Source organism: Vagococcus sp. WN89Y (genome assembly GCF_052220145.1).
GTDB lineage: Bacteria > Pseudomonadota > Gammaproteobacteria > Enterobacterales > Enterobacteriaceae > Kosakonia.
This window is the reverse complement of sequence record NZ_JBQPOM010000026.1, coordinates 25,808-43,946: the sequence shown is the minus strand read 5'-3', so window position 1 is coordinate 43,946 and position 18,139 is coordinate 25,808. Positions and strand designations below refer to the sequence as shown.

The 18,139-nt window shown below is 51.7% G+C and carries 7 protein-coding genes and 1 other RNA gene; 5 read left to right on the top strand and 3 right to left on the bottom strand.

What is annotated here, in order from left to right; all coding sequences use genetic code 11:
* Nucleotides 1-79 precede the first annotated feature (79 nt).
* Together ACTU3N_RS08550 and ACTU3N_RS08545 are read left to right on the top strand one after the other, a co-directional pair.
* Complete coding sequence (locus ACTU3N_RS08550; RefSeq protein ID WP_443085700.1) at nt 80-337, top strand: hypothetical protein; 258 nt, start codon at nt 80-82, stop codon at nt 335-337.
* Entirely contained in the window at nt 334-1,053 is a 720-nt protein-coding gene (locus tag ACTU3N_RS08545; RefSeq protein ID WP_443085699.1) for a hypothetical protein, read from the top strand. The genes ACTU3N_RS08550 and ACTU3N_RS08545 overlap by 4 nt, the downstream gene beginning before the upstream one ends.
* Nucleotides 1,054-1,093: 40 nt before the next feature.
* Here ACTU3N_RS08545 and ACTU3N_RS08540 read toward each other — a convergent pair whose 3' ends face one another.
* Complete coding sequence (locus ACTU3N_RS08540) at nt 1,094-2,182, bottom strand: DNA cytosine methyltransferase (protein WP_443085698.1); 1,089 nt, start codon at nt 2,180-2,182, stop codon at nt 1,094-1,096.
* Nucleotides 2,183-2,244: 62 nt separating this feature from the next.
* Between ACTU3N_RS08540 and ACTU3N_RS08535 the strand changes: the two genes are divergently transcribed.
* A complete protein-coding gene (locus tag ACTU3N_RS08535; RefSeq protein ID WP_032432191.1) occupies nt 2,245-2,508 on the top strand; it encodes a helix-turn-helix domain-containing protein in 264 nt (87 codons plus the stop codon).
* Entirely contained in the window at nt 2,505-3,590 is a 1,086-nt protein-coding gene (locus ACTU3N_RS08530; protein ID WP_032432189.1) for a hypothetical protein, read from the top strand. Before ACTU3N_RS08535 ends, ACTU3N_RS08530 begins: the two co-directional genes overlap by 4 nt.
* A 53-nt stretch (nt 3,591-3,643) precedes the next feature.
* Here ACTU3N_RS08530 and ACTU3N_RS08525 read toward each other — a convergent pair whose 3' ends face one another.
* The gene (locus ACTU3N_RS08525) at nt 3,644-4,873 is read right to left on the bottom strand and encodes an integrase domain-containing protein (protein WP_443085697.1); all 1,230 of its coding nucleotides are present in this window, start codon (nt 4,871-4,873) and stop codon (nt 3,644-3,646) included.
* Nucleotides 4,874-5,039: 166 nt separating this feature from the next.
* Nucleotides 5,040-5,404: a transfer-messenger RNA gene (ssrA, locus tag ACTU3N_RS08520) on the bottom strand.
* Between the two features lie 551 nt (nt 5,405-5,955).
* Here ssrA and ACTU3N_RS08515 point away from each other — a divergent pair.
* The gene (locus ACTU3N_RS08515; RefSeq protein WP_443085696.1) at nt 5,956-18,108 is read left to right on the top strand and encodes an Ig-like domain-containing protein; all 12,153 of its coding nucleotides are present in this window, start codon (nt 5,956-5,958) and stop codon (nt 18,106-18,108) included.
* Nucleotides 18,109-18,139: the final 31 nt, after the last annotated feature.

The window sequence follows — 18,139 nt, the reverse complement described above, 5'->3', positions numbered from 1 at the left end:
CTGAACGAATATAATTGTGAGCGCCCACACGAATCCCTGAACCATCTGACACCGGAAGAGTACCGGATAGTAAATACTGATGCCGGAACCTCAAAAAGTGCATGGAATTAAAACGGGTGTCTTTACAGCACTACAAGCGGCTTTAGTCGATAAGCCTGATTTGTCCACGTTCGTAGAACGTCTGCAGGCTGTAGGCATTGAGCCGGCCTTTAACGTTGCAAGCTCTGGCAACGTCGCCGGAGTGTCGTTTTGTATCAAAAATAATGAAAAAAATATTTATTTCAAAGGCTCACAGTTGGGGAAAAATTTAGCTGGAACACTATTAAAACGAAGGTGAAATATGACAAAAATAGAGATGATGAACTCGTTAGAAGATTCGCAGCAAGAAAAACAGATGACGAAAATAGTATTGGACGATCACTTATTGAATCAGATTTCGATGACAGTAGAACCTCTGACGGAATCAATGATGATATTATCGGAGTCGGTCAGTACGGCATTAAACCAGACACAACAGACACTAACCAGAGTGAACAACTCATTAGAGGCAACAACAACCGCTTTAAACTCAGCGAAAAATATAATAGACCAACAGGCCCAAAAGTTAGAAGAACAACACAAAAAGCTGCACAAGTACTCAACAGAATTAAAAAACAATACAATAAAGAACCAATCAAGCCTTATAATCAAGGTAGCTTCAATAGTGGGAGTTCTAAATTTAGCAGCGGTTCTATTGGTAGGATACTTGATCATGCAGAAACAGCCAACGCAGCCACAAATAAATTTAGACTCAAGAGCGGTAGCCGTTTCAATAGTAGAGCAACTAAGATCGAAGAAATAAGAGAACGTTTGGGTATTAAAAAACCAGTTATTCAGCCAAAGAATAAAGAAAAAATAGTTAAAGAAGAAATAAAGAAAAAGCCATCTCATTTAGCTGAAAATGAAAATAGATTTAAATCAAAATTCAAAGCAAGAGTGAAAAGTGAAATATTAAAATCAATACAACAAGATGATGATCAAAATTTGAAACATAGAACGTTAAAGATAAAATAAAAGAGGCGTGAGGCCTCTTTTATATATTATCATCTCTAAGCTATATAATCTCTAAGGGTAGTTGATGCGTACTATCATTTTCTTGATGGTTTGTTTTTTTCGATAGTTTGCTTTTGACTACTTCAGCAACGATTTGAGCTAATTTACAAGGTACCGCATTGCCTATTTGGCTGAATACTTTTGATTGAGGACCAACGAAAATATAATCATCTGGGAATGTTTGTAGTATGATTGCTTCATCAATCGTTAATCTTCTTAATCTTTTGGGAGCATCTCCATATTCCGCTTTTTTTGTACCTTCCATTAAAGCCTTGTGATGTTCTTCAACCCAGCTTGGCATATCGTCATATAAATGCCCTTCATCAATTATGGGCGTTCTGTTTCCACCCATACTTGCAGGCAGTGTGCTTGACCATGCATCAGGATTAAGAGGTCTGCCCTGACCATTAAAAAGCATACCAGCATATGGAGACTTTCTCAGCACAGGTTTTTCGGCAAGAGTAATTTTCGCCTTGGTAATTCTTGAGTTTTTTTCACTGCCTGCGGGGCCAAGATGTATTATAGCTTCACGTAAAGATATGGCTTTCTCTTTTTTGTGTTCGAAGTCAGTGTATGTTATTTGTTTATTTTTACCAAATATACCTATAATAAAAACACGTTCTCTGGATTGAGGGACACCAAAATCTTTTGCGTTAAGGATTACCATTGAAAGTGTATATCCTAATGCTGACATTCTTCTAAATATCTCTTCTCTAATCCCCTTGAATTTTTCTAATGCTCCTAAAGCTTTGACATTTTCCATTATAAAAGCTTTAGGCATGACTCGTTCAATAACGTCACAATATGAGAACACCAGTTTTGAGCGTGGATCATTCGGATCCATTCTACCAGCAACTGAAAAACCTTGGCACGGTGGCCCTCCGATTACTAAATCGATACCTTTATGTGTGCCTATCGCATCAAGATTTTTTTCTATATCTCCTTCATATAGAATGGTTTCTTTATGATTTTCTCTATAAGTTTTGCAAGCGTAGGGGTCTAGTTCATTAGCCGCAACAATTTCAAAACCTGCGTTTTGGACGCCAACATCCATACCACCCGCACCACAAAAGAGAGATACTGCCTTCATAAAACCTCTTCAAAATATGTGAATTTCGAATATTTTATCCTTTATAGCATAATTTATTGATTATGAATACTAAAAAATCTATCCACAGCCCGGTTTATAGCGAGTTAATAGACAGACTTGCTGAAGAACGTAAGCGCCTCGGTCTATCTCAATTGGAGGTAGCGACCGCGCTTAATCTTACTCAAGCTGATATATCCAAAGTAGAGCATAAAGAGCGCCGCTTAGACGTTTTAGAATTAAAGAAAATGTTGGAAGTTTATAGAATATCTGAAAATAAAAAACTCCGTGAAACAATAATCAAATTTTTCGTTATGGATAAAAAATGAATGTTCAAACAAGAAATGATAAAGCTAAGCAGTTCATTTTAGATCAACTATCAACTGTAGCTCAACTAAACGAAAGTGATTTTGAAGATTTACCTGATTTCCAAAGGCTTAAATCTATCACTCAAGATTTAATTTATGTTAAGGCTATGGGGTTCAGAGGAATTGTTGCCACGGCTTTAACGGGCAAGTTTCTTGATGATAGCTATGATTATTTGAATGATTTCTACAAATGTAATCCGCGATCTATCTTTGAAAATGGAATATTTTACGCATTTCAGGAAATGAAAATACCCTGTGGAAAATCAGATCCATTAAATGTAGCAAAAAATAATAATGTTTTAGACGAAAATTGGGCTAAAGGGAGAAGGCCTCAGAAAACTGCTATCGCTGCAGTTTATTTATTAAGAATCATTAGCAGCGAAGGTGATGATACTATTCGGCAAAAAATTGTAAATTATTTCTTTTTCCGGTTGTTATCTTATTCACAGGAATGTGGTTCAGTAGTTATTCACACTCTTAATGAAACTTTCCTTTCAAATCAGATCGTTGCTTCAAAGTTAATTAGCTTCACCCTTAATTATCCTGAGTCTGGAACAATACCGCAGTTTGTTATTTCAAAAATATTGTCTTCTCTATATAGCCAATCATCAATTGATGTTATCGGCGGAGATGAAAGTGTTTTTGGAACTAATACTACCTCGAAAAAACCTGCTGATGTATGGCTCGAAAATGAAGGTGTAATATTAAATCTCTATGAAATAACTGTTAAAAAAATCGATTACAAAAGATTGGACGACAGTATTCAGTCCCTTGCTGATACCGACTCTCTGGAAAAAACAATTATATTCATATGTCGACTGCCGGATGATATAAATACTTTGAACGGGTATCAAGACGGTGTTCTAACGTATAAAAATAAATCATTTAATTTTGTGGATATATCAGAGTTTATTAAAAACACTATAGCTTTATTATCTCCCCATCAAATTGAACTTCTTCTGTCCGAAATAGAGGAGTTTGTCGGTTCATATTTAAGGCCCGTTAAGACTAAAAATGGATGGAATGAAATATTCGCCATTTGATAACAATCATAAAGAGCAGAAACTCTGCTCTTATTTAATTTAGCCCGTTATTATTAAGAAATCATAGAGTTATGCTTTTGGGCTTGAATATAGCTTCCCCACCACTGCATCAGCTCTGTTCTTTCAGCAAGATACTCAGCACGATTGTAAGCGGCTATGATTTCATTGTTCTTAGTATGAGCTAAGGCTGATTCAAGCACCTCGGTCCTGAATTTACCACTTTCTTCAGCGGCCGTTCTTGCTATAGAGCGCATTCCGTGAGCAACCAGTTCACCACCGAATCCCATACGGATAATTGCAGCATTGGCTGTTTGTTCATGCATGTGGTTAAGGGGGGCCTTAATACTTGGGAAAACCCACTCTCTATGACCACTGATCGGTTTAATTGACTCAAGGATGCGCATAGCTTCTTTGCTCAGCGGAATCTTGTGAGGGCGCTTCATCTTCATAAACTCACCGGGGATATTCCAGAACCGATTTTCTTCGTCTATATCACTCCAACGAGCACAGACAGCTTCTCCCGGACGAACCCACGTAAGGAGCTGCCACTCAATTAGAAGACGTGTTTCGAGCCGTATGGAAGCGTTAGATATGGCGAGCATGAACCGGGGGAGTTCATTCGGTGGTAAAGCAGGCATATTTTGCTTCTTGGGCTTACTGAATCGCTGACCGAGGTTATCAGCAGGATTAAACTCAATAAGTTCTTCTGTCGCAGCCCAACGGAAAATTTCATTTAAACGTGAAATGATACGGCGTAGGGTTTCCAATACGCCTCGTTGTTCTATGGGGTCAAGGTGTTGTTTTAAGAGCTTGGGACGGATCTCTTTGATAGGAACGTTGCCTAAACCGGGGAAAATATTTCGTTCAAGGCTTCGCCAGATGTCTTCTGCGTGGTCTGGAGAGATACCAGAGGTCTTAACCTTTTCATCTAACCATTTCCTAGCAACCGCTTGTAGCGTGTGCTCAGTGGCATCCTTAAGGGCATTGGCTTTATCGTTGTTGTGAATCTGCGGATCGATACCATTTGCAAGCAACGATAAGTATTCATCACGTAAAGCCCGAGCTTTGGCAAGTGTGAGATGAGGGTAGGTTCCTAAGCTCATCTTTGTTCGCTTCTTACTTACTGGCACTGCATACCTGAAATACCAATTTTTCTTACCACCCTTTGATAGGGGAGCGATTCGTAGCATCAGGCCGTCACCATCAAAAAGGTTGATCTCCTTTTCTGCTGGCTTGGTATTTTTGATTTCAGTGTCAGTGAGTTTCTTAGCGATCTTTGCCATTTTTAGGACCCTCGATTTTGGGACCCTTTGCGTTGGGTCCCAAAAAGGGTGCCATAAGGAGTGGCTTCTAGCAAATTTCAGTAGACTTCTGTAGACGTAAAAAAGCCCGCAAGGCTGGCTCCATGCGGGCTTAGTAGACTTCAGTATACTTCAAACAACTAAAAAGTGGTGGAGCTGGCGGGAGTTGAACCCGCGTCCGAAATTCCTACATCCTCGGTACTACATGCTTAGTCCGGTCTTTACATTCGCTTGCCAGCTGCGGACGGACACGCCACTAACAAACTAGCCTGATTAGTTTTAACGCTTCAACCCCAGGCAGGGCATCCACGCGATCTCTTTTAGGTTTGACCTCTCTTGATCCCCGTCCTAAGAGCGGAGGCTAGGGAGAGAGGGCTCTGAGCAGGTTATTAAGCTGCTAAAGCGTAGTTTTCGTCGTTTGCGACTATTTTTTTGCGGTTTGTTAACGAGGCCTACCGCACCTCGGCATGCACCTTGGGTTTCGCGAATCCCGTCGAATCCAGAATCAGCCCCAAAAGTGTTGAAAAGAGTATAACAGATTTATGACGCAGCGCGCTAGTCCATATCGCTACCGCATTTGCTACAGGTCCGGTGATGGAAAAATACGCAGCTATTACCGGGGTGAGATAATTACGCGCAGGAATATTTTAATTTTATAACCATGCTTATTTAATGGTTATTAATTTGCATTAAATATATCATACAGTCGACAATAAAAAGAGATAATTGTTGAAGGTGAGATTAGCTGCGCATATATAATCTTAAGCATTGCTTAATCAGCGAGGAGTATTTATTCAATATATTCTGTATCGCTATGTTTAATAAAAAATTGTGAGGTGGGTATTTGCCTAAATACAGAACGTTGTATATATATCATGATAACCCTGCGCTTTTATTTAATTATTAAAATTATGAAAACCAACTAAAACAACACTTTATATAATTTATTGTTCGCTTATAGCACAGCTATCAAATATCGCCAGTTTTTTTACTGGCTGGTTTTTTCTGCGCGTAAATAAATGCTGGTACGGCGTTTAAAACTATACTAGTTTCCGAGGTAAAATATGGCCCCGCAAAATCATCTTCCTGGATCAGTTAACGTAATAAATCAAAAAACAGGTGACGTCGTTATCGAATACGCAAAGAGCGCTGACCGCGTCGTTAATCTTACTGAAACCAGCATTGTACGTATTAACGCTTCCCCGGATTCTGTTAATTTTTATGAGCGCGAAGGTAATGATCTTATTGTCCATATGAAAGATGGAACAACGGTGCGTTACCAAAGCTTTTTTACCCTTGATAGCGACGGGCTGCACAGTGAGCTTATCTTTGAAGATCAGCTTGGAACGCATCATGCGGTCTTCCCTTACGCTACTGAAGCCGGGCCAGCCGCCGCTGAAACCATTGTTCCTGCATATAGTGATGCGGCCCTGGGTACTCTGGTGGGCACGGGTGGAATCTCTGCCTTAGGTGTGCTGGGTGGCATCGCGGCTGTGGCTGGCATTGCCGGTGTGGCAGCAGCAGCGGGCGGTGGCGGTGGGGGCGGGCATCATAATGATGGCGGCAATAACGGCGGCAGCGACAATGGCGGTGGAAACAATGGTGGAGGAAACAACGGGGGTGGTGATAACGGCGGGCAAACGCCTGATACACCGGCACTCAACATTGCTTCCTTCGCGACCGATAACATCGTCAACCTAGCCGAAAGCGACACCGCCCAACTTCTGAGCGGTACGACGCAGGCTGAATTTGCGGGCAGTACCATCACCATCACACATAATGGTGAAACCTGGACCACTACGGTAAATAGCGACGGAAGTTGGGGCATGTGGCTTCAACCCAACACGCTGCAAAGCTTCTCTCAGGGCCTGCACGTGATGCGTTTTGCGATCACCACTAACCAGGGCGTCACGGTCAGTAAAGACTACGGCATCACCTTCAAAACGATTCCGCCTGAGCTTGAACTTACCGAATTTGCGCCAGGCAATATTGTTGATAAAGAACAGCACGATGCCGATAAAATTGTCCGTGGTTATGTGCAAAAAGAGGAAGCGGGCAGCACGATATTCGTCACCCTCAATGACAAAACCTATACTGCGCTGGCGAATGAGAACGGCTACTGGCAGCTCATCATTCCGGCTGCGGATATGGCCCTGTTGCAGGACGGGCAAACGTACACCATTACTTACCGCGCGGTTGACCCTGCCGGTAACATCACCGAAGAACAGAGAACCTTCAGCACTAACTTCTCGCAAACCGATATCAATATCGATCCGGTCGCCAGCGACAACGTTATTAACAGCGCCGAAGTGCTGGTGAACCAGACCCTTTCCGGGCAGACCTACAACGTTGCGGCGGGCCAGCTTGTCACCATTACGCTAAACGGAAAGACCTATCACGCCGAAGTGCTGGGCGATGGCACGTGGAAAGTCGTGCTTCCGGCTGGTGATTTGCAGTCGCTGGGCCAGGGAGCAAACACGTTAACGGTTTCTGTCGTTGGTAGCGATGGTCAAACCGTGGTGAAAAATGTGGATATTGATGTCGATACCACGCAGCCAGGCATCGCCATCGCGATTCTCTCCACCGATGATTACATCAACGCCAACGAAGCGCAGAGCTCGCTGGAAGTCCGTGGTGTCACTACCGTCACCGGCGAAGGCGTGCAAGTTATCGTCACGGTGAATGGTAAAAATTACGTCGCGACGGTAGATGCGGGCGGTCGCTGGAGCGCGCTTATTCCTTCCGAAGATTTACTGGCGCTGGCCGATGGGCCGAACGTCATCACCGCAACCGTCACCGATGGCAACCAAACGGCGCAGGATGAGCACACGGTGAACGTGCAGGTTCATCATCTGCCGGAGCCGGTTATCAACCCGCCGTTTGGCGACGGTTATCTGAATGCGGCGGAAAAAAGCCAGGACCAGGTGCTGAGCGGTAACACAGGCCTTACCAGCATCGGGCAAAAAGTGACGGTGCAGGTTGGCGGTAAAACTTACCAGACGACCGTGGATAACGACGGTACCTGGAGCGTGACTATCCCGGCCGGTGATTTGCAAAATATCCCGGATGGTTTGTTGAGCGTGACGGTAAACGCCAGCGATGCCTCCGGAAACAGCGGCTCGGTGACGCAAAGTGTCACCGTTGATACCGTGCCGCCAGCGCTGACTGTGCTGCCGCTGACCAGCGACGGCAAACTCAATGCGGCAGAGCTGGGCCAGGACCAGACGCTGGTTGGCATCAGCACCGTCAGCGAACAAGGGCAGACCGTCACCCTGACGCTAAACGGTAAAACTTACACCACCACCGTTGGCAGCGACGGCAACTGGCAGCTTGCTCTGCCCGCAGGCGATCTTGCATTGCTGCAAACCGGTAATTATCCGCTCACCGTGACCCTCACGGACGCCGCGGGCAACAGCCAACAAGTCACCCAAACGATCAGCGTAAAAACCACACCGCTGGAGATTGGTGTGCAGGCGCTTACCGATGGCAACACGCTGGATGCGGCAGAAGTCAAAGTCGATCAAATCCTGCACGGTACCTCGAACGCAGAAGCGGGCAGTATCGTGCTGGTTACGCTTGGCAATACTACGTATAAAGGCGTGACGGATGTACAGGGCAACTGGCAGATCACGCTGCCCGCCGTAGATTTGCAAAAACTGGGCGACGGTAGCCAGAGCCTGACGGTCAGCATTACCGATGCGTACGGGCAGACGCAAACTATTGAGTCCGGGTTTGCGGTGGATAAAACCGCCGATGCGGTGGCGATAAGCATTGTGTCGGGTGATGATTACCTTAACTATGACGAATCGCAAAATGTATTAACCGTTCAGGGTAACAGTGCGGGGCTGCCGGAAGGCACGGTAGTGACCATTTCGTTAAATGGCAAAACCTACACCGCCACTATTCAGGCGGGCGGCAGCTGGCAGACGACGATTTCTCCTGCCGATTTGGGCGCGTTGAATGACGGCACGCACACCATTACGGCGACGGCAACTAGCGGTGGCAACACCGTGGTGGATAGCCACAACTTTACTTCCGCCATCCAGACCCTGCCGAACGTAACGGTCAATCCTGCCTTTGGCGACGGCATCGTCAGCGAAGCGGAATCCACCCAAAGCCAGACCATCACCGGCAGCACCGGTGTGCAAGGGGCCGGACAGACCGTGGTTGCCACCCTTGATGGCCAGCAGTACACCGGCACGGTCGATAGCAACGGCAACTGGTCGGTCACGCTACCGCAGGGCGCAATGGAAGGGCTTAACAACGGTGGCAATACCATCAGCGTAGTTGTCAAAGACGTCGCCGGAAACAGCGCCACCAACGATATCAATTTTAGCGTCGATAAAACGCCGCCGGAACTCTCCGTCACGCCGATTAACGGCAACGATGTACTGAACGGCAACAATGTCAGCACGGGCGTAACGTTGAGCGGCACGACTTCAGCCGACACCACCACGGTCGTTGTCACCATCAACGGGCAAAATTACAACGCGACCGTATCGAACGGGAGCTGGAGCGTTGCCCTGGGCGCTGGCGTACTGGGCGCGCTGCCAAACGGAGCAAGCTCTTACACCGTTACAGCGTCAGATGACGCAGGCAACACCACCACGACTATCCGTACCGTAACGCTCGATACCAGCGCGCCGAATGTGATGATGAACCCGGTCACCGCCGACAATATCGTTGACGTTGCTGAACTCAACGCAGGCTTTAGCCTGAGCGGTAAAACCGTGCCCGCAGAACCAGGCGCGGCAGTCTCGGTGGTAATTAATGGCACCACTTTAACGGGTGAGGTAGGCGCAGACGGCAGCTGGAGCGTGCCGGTCGAGCCGGGCGTTCTTGCCGGACTGGCCAATGGGACGTATTCGGTAACAGTGACCGTGACCGACAGCGCAGGCAATGTGTCAGCGCCGGTAAGCAACAGCTTTACGGTCGATACGACCGCCAGCGCGATAGCCATTAACCCGATAGAGTCCGATGACAAAATCAGCGCGGCGGACATCGCCGACGGCCTGATCATCAACGGTACCTCGGCGCGTATCCCGGAAGGCAGCCAGATAACAATCACCCTTAACGGCGTGCAATACACCACCACGGTTAACGCGGGCGGTTTCTGGCAACTGACGCTGACCCGCGAGGATGCGGCAAACATCGCTGATGGCACCGCAACACTTACCGTCTCGGCAATTGATGTCGATGGTAAGCCGGTCACCGGCGAGCACGATTTTACCATCATCACCCACACGCTACCGGCGCCAACGCTTAACGCACCTTTTAGCGATGGTGTGATTAACGCCGCGGAAGCGGCGGCAGGCGGTAACCTGAGCGGTAATACCGGCGTGCAGGGAGCGGGGCAGAGCGTTACCGTGAGGCTGGACAACGGCGCAACCCTGACCGCAACCGTGGATGCTAACGGCAACTGGACATTACCGCTGACGCCTGCGCAACTTGGCGCGCTCGGTGAAGGCAGTCATACGGTCAACGTAACGGCGAGCGATGCGGCGGGCAACCAGAGCACCACTTCCGCGCCGTTGACCGTCGATACCACCGCGCCGACCTTCACCATCGATTCGGTCACCGCAGATAACATTATCAATACGGCAGAAGTATCAACGGCGCTGACGATTTCCGGGACCGGTACTTATGATGCGAATTCGCCGCAGACCATCACTGTGCTGGTGAATGGGCAGAACTATGACGCCCTGATCCAGCCCGACGGTAGCTGGAGCATTACGATGCCATCCGGTGCGCTGGCGGGCGTGCCGGATGGCCCGGTTGCGGTAAAAGTGACCGTTACCGACGCGGCAGGTAACAGCACCACCCAGACCACCAGCTTTACGCTTGATGCATCTGCGGCCAATGCCCCGCAAATTCAGGTGGACAAGATTTCCGGCGATGATTTTGTCAACGCCCAGGAAGCGAATGCCCCGCTGACGGTGAGCGGCACAACCACCAACGTTGAGAGCGGGCAGCAGGTCACCGTGACCTTAAACGGTAAAAATTACACCGCGACCGTTGGTGCGGGTGGCAGCTGGAGCGTTGATATTCCTGCGACCGAACTTGCCGCAGTGCCGGATGGTTCGCAGACGATTTCAGTCAGTGTAAGCGATGTGGCCGGAAACCCGGCAACCGGTTTGCATAACGTCACCTTTGTTGCCCAGCAGGGTTCTCAGCCAACGCTCAACATCAACACTATCGCGCAGGATGATGTTATCAATGCGATAGAGCATAACCAGGCGCTGGAAATTAGCGGTTCATCGCTGCGTCTTGCCTCGGGCGTGGTAGTGACGGTGCTGTTTAATAACAAGACCTACACAGCCAGCGTTGATTCGAGCGGTAACTGGAAAATTACCGTTCCTCGCGAAGACGTACAGGCTCTGGCGGATTCGCCAGCAAACGCCCCGTATGAAGTCACCGCAACCGCCAGCGATGCGGCGCAAAACCCGGCCAGCGCCACGCATAATGTGACGGTGGACACCAGCGCCCCGACGCTTGTCGTCGATCTTGCCGATTCGTTCCTTAACGACTCGCGGGTCAACATCGGCGAAGCGGCAGTCGATCAACAGCTCAGCGGTACGGCGCAGGCCGGCGCCACCATCGTGCTGGAGATTAACGGCAACACGATAACGGCGGTGGCTGATGAGAATGGCGAATGGACGATGACCATTCCGTCTGCCGATTTGCAAGACTTGCCGCAAGGTAGCTCGCAAATCACGCTCAGTACGACCGATGCGCAAGGTAACAGCAACGAACAGACGCTGGATATTAATGTAAAAACCAGCAACGGCCCGACGCTTACGCTTAACCCAATGTTTGGCGACAATATCGTTAGCAGCGCAGAAGCCGCAGCGGGCACGACGCTCACCGGTACCGCCAACGGGCTGGCCAATGGCTCAGTGGTCACTGTGGACATCAACGGTGACAAATATACCGGCACCGTGAGCGGCAACAGCTGGTCGGTTGATATCCCTCCTGGCGCGCTGACCACCAGCGGGCAGTTTAACGTAACCGTGACCGCACAGGATGCGTGGGGGAACCCGGCTGATGCGAACGGCGGGCTGGATCTGGTGCTCACGCCGCCGGTCGCAGCGCTGACCGAACCGCTGTTTGGTACGGATAACACCTTAAACCAGGCCGAGGCGAATGCCGGGGCGCAGTTGACCGGTTCCACCGGCCAGGCAGGACCGGGGCAAACGGTCAAAATCACGCTGGATAATTCTCAGGAATTTACCGGTGTCGTTGATGTGAACGGTAACTGGACGGTCTCCTTAACCCCTGGGCAGCTCAACGCTATCACCGACGGTTCGCACACGGTTAGCGTCTCTGTAACTGACCGCGCGGGTAACACCACGGTCTCCGGGGATACCACCATCACGGTCAGCACCGATCCGCTGCCGGTACCGCAGCTCTCGACGCCGTTTGGCGACGGTATTCTGAGCGTGGACGAAGCCGCCAGCACACAAACCATCGGCGGGCAGACCGGCTTGCCAGCCGGGCAGATTGGTTCCGTCGTGGTCAGTCTTAATAACGGTACGGCTGTCGCCGCAACGGTGAACCCGGACGGTAGCTGGTCGTTAGCGCTCGACAGCGCCACCTTGCAGGCGCTGCCGGACGGCGTGTTGCCAGTTAAAGTGACGGTTACCGATACCGCCGGAAACCAGGTCACCGGCACCAGCAGCGTTGAAGTCATCACCCACACGCTTCCACAGGCGAATGTGAATACGCCGTTTGGCGACGGAGTGATTAACTTTACCGAAACTCAAAGCGATCAGTTGCTAACCGGTAACACCGGGGTACGCGGCAGCGGGCAGACGGTCACGGTGACGCTGGGTACGCAGACCTATACCGGCACGGTGGCGGAAAACGGCGACTGGACGGTCACTGTGCCAAAAGGGGATTTGGCTGCGCTGGCGGATAACTCCACCGTTGACTTTAGCGTGACGGTGACTGACCGTGCGGGCAATACCGCCACTTCCGACCCGGCGACCACGCCGGATATCGACGTGCACACCAGCCTGCCAACACCGACGGTAACGAACCCGTTTGGCGATGGTATCGTCAGCAGTATCGAGGCCGCCAACGAAGTCACGCTCAGCGGGACGACCGGGGTAACAGGGGCGAGCCAGTATGTGACGGTGAAAATTGATATCGACGGTACCACCTACACGGCGAACGTTGATGCTGGCGGTAACTGGTCGGTAACGCTTCCGGCCGGAACATTGCAATCTCTCACGCCAGGTAAGCATGAAATCACCATTTATGCCGAAGATCAGTACGGTAACAGCGAGACCAGCACGCAAGAGTATGTGGTGGCGCTCACGCCGCCTGCGGTGACCATTACCTCGCCGGTGTTTGGCGATGGCGTCGTGGGCATCAGTGAAGCGGCAAACGGCACCGAGCTAAGAGGCACCTTCTCGTCGGGTTATGTCGATGGCGCAACCGTGAAAGTTACCATTGGTGATAAAACGTTTGATGCCACGGTGAACGGTACGCAGTGGACGCTTGCGATGAGCGACAGCGACTGGGCAAGCATCAGCGCGCGCGGGCAGCAAAGCATTGTGGTGACGGTGCAGGACGGTGCGGGGAACATCAATACCGCGAGCACGCCGGTCACGCTATTGCTGGATGCGCCGACCGTCAGCGTGACCATACCGTTTGCCAACGATAACACCCTGAGCTACGCAGAAAGTCTCACCAACCAGACCATTTCCGGGACGTCGACGAATTTGCAGGCTGGCGATACCATTCGCGTCAGTTTTAATGGCGGCACGCCGTATACCACCACGGTGCAGGCAGACGGTTCCTGGTCTTTGCAACTAACGCCGGGTCAGCTGGCATCACTGCAAAGCGGGCCGATTACTGTGACCGGCGAAGATCGGGCGGGCAACACCGGTACCGCCAGCAATGCCGGCAGTTTGACCGTTGATCTGACGCCGGCGCCGCAATCGGTGAACATGGATCTCGTCGCCACAGATAACTACGTCAACAGCGGCGAGTTTACCGATGGCAACCTGCGCCTGACCGGTCATGCTTATAACCTCAACGGTTCCACGCTCACCATTCTTAATGGCAGCACGGTCATCGGCACGGCGACCGTCAACGCAGATGGCAGCTGGTCTGTTGATATTCCGCTTGCTGCTCTGCCGGATGGTCAATACACCTTTACCGTCGAGGCAGCGCCTGGCGTCAGCGCCTCGCAAACGGTGGTGGTGGACACCACCGCGCCGAGCCTGACCCTTAATCAATTTACCAACGACAATCTGGTAAACGGTGCGGAAAAAGGCACCGCGCAGACTATCAGCGGCACCTCGGATGCCATCGGCAGCCAGGTGAGCGTCGAACTGAACGGTAAAACCTACTACGCGCTGGTACAGGCGGGCGGGGCCTGGTCGGTCACGGTGCCGCAAACGGATATGGCGGCGCTCGGTAACAGTAACTACACCATCACCGCCACCATCCGCGATGCGGCGGGTAATCAGAGCAATGCGTCAGAAAATATTACCGTTGATGCTTCCGATCCGCTGTTGCAGGTCGATACCCTGAGCCTGCCCGCTGTGCTGACTACCGTCAGCGCGGTGGATGGCTTACTGGTGCAAGGGCAAGGGGAGCCAGGCAACACGTTTACCATCAACATTGGGCCGCTCTCCTGGACCGGTACCGTGGATGCCAATGGCCGGTGGAGCTACAAATTCCCGCAGTTGGATCTGTCAACGCTGGTTGATGGCCCGCAGGTTATCAGTATCTCCTCGACGGACGCCGCCGGTAACGTCTCGACCAACAGCGTGTCGCTCAATGTAGCGCTGAATAAAGGACTTGGGGTCGTTATCGATCAGGTCTTTAACGATGGCATCCTCAACGTGGCGGAGTCGCTGGTCACGCAGGTGCTCACCGGGCATGTCAGCGGTGATTACCGTGGCGCGAAAGTCTCGCTCACCGTTATCGGCGCAAACTTCACCATTAACGATCTGGCGATTGGCGCAGACGGGTCTTACTCCTTCTCGCTGCCGCCTTCTATCTGGGCCGGGCTGGTCACCAATACCCTGCAACTGCGCGTTGACGTGGTGGATGCCAACGGTAACACCACCTATAAAACGATAGATGTCGGGGTTGCGCTCAGTAACCTGCCGGTCATCGGTGATGTGCTGGTCGCCGGGGATAACGTCGTCAACCTGGTCGAAAGTACGCTCAACCAGACTATTTCCGGGACGGTCAGCAACGCCGCCGATGTAACGTCGGTGATTGTGAACTTTGGCGGGCAGGCAATCCGGGCGACGGTGGATGCATTAGGTAACTGGACGGCCAGCTTGCCGGGTGCCGTACTCGGTACTCTGCCGGATGGTTCAGTAAACGTTGGCATTGCAGTAACGGATAAATACGGCAACGTCGTAAACTCGAACGCCAGTTTTAACGTCGTCAGCCATAACCTGCCGCTTATCTCGCTCGATCCGCTGTTTGGCGATGGCGTACTGAGCATCCCGGAACTGGCGAACGCACTGCTGAGCGGCACGGCAACTAACCTTGCCGGGCGCACGCTGACTATTCAGATTGGTAATGCGACGGCCTTTACCACGAACGTGGACAATACCGGGCGTTGGTCGGTCAATCTGCCGGATGCGGTAAAAGCCCTGCTGCAAGGCCTGGGCAGCGGCAGTGAATCGGTGACGATCACCGCAACCGATCAGTACGGTAACGTGGCGACGCAGACCGGTTCGATCAAAGTCGATTTGCTGGCGCCTGTCGTCAGTAATGTGGTGGCCTTTGGCGATGGCTTACTGAACCTTGCGGAGTCGCTGGTCAGCCAGACCATCACCGGCGTGACGACGAATGCGCCGCTGGGCTCGACGGTGCAGGTGTCGCTCGGCGGCAAAGTGTTCAACGGCGTGGTGGCAGCAGATGGCACCTTTACTATCGGCCTGACGCCTGCGCTGCTGGCGACGCTTGTCGACGGTACCTTTACGCCGCAAGTTACCATCACCACCCCGGACGGTAACACCAGCACCAGCGCGGGGGCAGCGGTTACTATCGGCCTGAAAAACCTGCCGACCGTGGCGATCACCTCGCTGTTCGGTAACGATGGTTATCTCAACCACGCCGAAGCGCTGGCGGCACAAACCATCACCGGCACCGTCACCGGCCTGACTTCCGGTAAGGTTTCGGTAACCATTGGTACGCAAACCTACCAGGCGGATATCGTCAACGGTAGCTGGTCGCTGCCGCTCTCAGCGGGAACGCTGGGGCAGATTGCGGATGGCGCGCTGAGCGTGACGGCATCGGTCACGGATGCGGTGGGCAACGTGGTCAGCGGCAACAAAGTGGTGAACGCGATTGTGCAGGCGGTGCCGTCCATTGGCTTTAACACCCTGTTTGGCAACGGCATCCTCGATCTTAATGATCTGTTAACTAATCCAATTCTCTCCGGTACCAGCAGCAATCTGGCGGTCGGTACGCAAATTGTGGTCAAAGTCGGGGCGCTCTCTTTCAACACCACGGTCGGCGCGAACGGAGCGTGGCAGATTGCCATCCCGGCGCTTTCTCTGCAAGGTTTGCAGGATGGCACTAACATCCTGCAAGTTTCGGCGAGCGCGACGGATGTTGCGGGTAACGTCGCCAATATTTCGCAAAACGCCAGCGTGGCGATCCAGGCGGCGCCGTCAGTGCTTATCACTTCACTATTTGGTGATGGCGGCTTAAACCTGGCGGATATTGCCAGCGTGCAAACCATCTCCGGCACCAGCCAGAACGCTGCCGGTTCGTTGCTGACGGTTTCGCTTGGCGGGAAAAATTACACCACCACCATTGGCGCTAACGGCGGCTGGAGCCTGGCGTTACAACCGGCGGATCTCGCGGCGCTGGCGGACGGTACGCAGGCCATCACCGTGGCGGTGAAAAACGCCGCCGGTAACGTGGCCAACATCACCAGCTCCGTCCCGGTGATTACCCATAACCTGCCGACGGTTTCCCTGACTTCGCTGTTTGGTAACGATGGTTATCTGAACATTAGCGAAGCGCTTAACGGGCAGATTATTGGCGGCAAAATCGGTGGCGTGATCAGCGGTGCGAAAGTCGTTGTAACCGTCGGCGGCACGCAGATTAACGCGACGGTCGATGCCAACGGTAACTGGACGGCAGCACTGGATAAAAATCTGTTGCAGGGTCTGACCACCGGTTCGACAAAAATTGGCGTCTCCGTCACCGACCAGGTGGGTAACACCACCGCCACCTCCACCGATGTGCTGGTGAAATTCGCGCAGCCAACGCTCAGCACCACGCCTATCACTAACTTGCTGAGCATTATCGGCGGCGTGCTGACCGGGCTGCTGGGCTCGGCAAAACTGACCATCAGTGGTTCCTCGACCAACCTTGAACAGGGTTCTATCGTCCACCTTAACTTGCTGAACCTGGCCGGAGCGACGGCGATTGTCGGCGCGGACGGCAAATGGTCGGCGGATCTCACGGTTGGTCTTGATTTGGCGAAGATCCTCTCTCTGAGCACGGTGATTAACCTCTATGCCGCCGACACGGCAGGCAACCTTGCCTACCTGAACGTGGGGCTGAACGGCAGCAACCCGAACACGAACCCACCAGCAACGGCGACAATGATGTCGGCAGAAGCGGAGAGCTTCTCGGTGCTGGCAGCCAGTGCGTCGGAAGGTTCAGACAGCTCAGACACCACACATACGGCGGCAGCGACGAACGGGAACACCACGCAAAGCACAGAAACCACCGATGCGGCTTACACCATCGGCGGGCTGAGTATCAACCTTGCAGATGGTACGCAGCAAAGCGGGGAGAGTGTGCAGGGCAGCGCGGGCAACGACACAGTCCATCTGTCAACGCTCGGCTTTACCAACATTGATGGCGGGGCAGGTACCGATACGCTGGTGCTTGATGGCGTGAACCTGGTGCTGAACCTGATAGATAAAGCAAGCCAGGTACACAACATCGAGATTATCGATCTGGGGCAGTCGGGCACCAACAGCGTCACGCTGGATGTGAAAAGTGCGCTCTCCATCACCGACCGGCCAGAAGATGACCTGCTTATCAAAGGGGGCAGCGGCGATCAGGTCAACCTCAAGCAAGGCAGCACCGACATCTGGTCTGTCACCGGTCAGCGCGAAGTGAATGGCGTGCAGTTTGACGTCTACCACAACAGCGGGCAGAACGACACGCTGGCCGATGTGCTTATCCAGCACGGCCTGCACGTCAACCTTGTTTAATAAGGAGCACGCCTCAGGGAGGAGGCAGACG

What these genes read in the sequence shown, in the direction of transcription:
- ACTU3N_RS08540 (WP_443085698.1), bottom strand. Translation starts at nt 2,182, where the DNA reads ATGAAGGCAGTATCTCTCTTTTGTGGTGCGGGTGGTATGGATGTTGGC.
- ACTU3N_RS08525 (WP_443085697.1), bottom strand. Translation starts at nt 4,873, where the DNA reads ATGGCAAAGATCGCTAAGAAACTCACTGACACTGAAATCAAAAATACC.
- ACTU3N_RS08550 (WP_443085700.1), top strand. Translation starts at nt 80, where the DNA reads ATGCCGGAACCTCAAAAAGTGCATGGAATTAAAACGGGTGTCTTTACA.
- ACTU3N_RS08535 (WP_032432191.1), top strand. Translation starts at nt 2,245, where the DNA reads ATGAATACTAAAAAATCTATCCACAGCCCGGTTTATAGCGAGTTAATA.
- ACTU3N_RS08515 (WP_443085696.1), top strand. Translation starts at nt 5,956, where the DNA reads ATGGCCCCGCAAAATCATCTTCCTGGATCAGTTAACGTAATAAATCAA.
- ACTU3N_RS08530 (WP_032432189.1), top strand. Translation starts at nt 2,505, where the DNA reads ATGAATGTTCAAACAAGAAATGATAAAGCTAAGCAGTTCATTTTAGAT.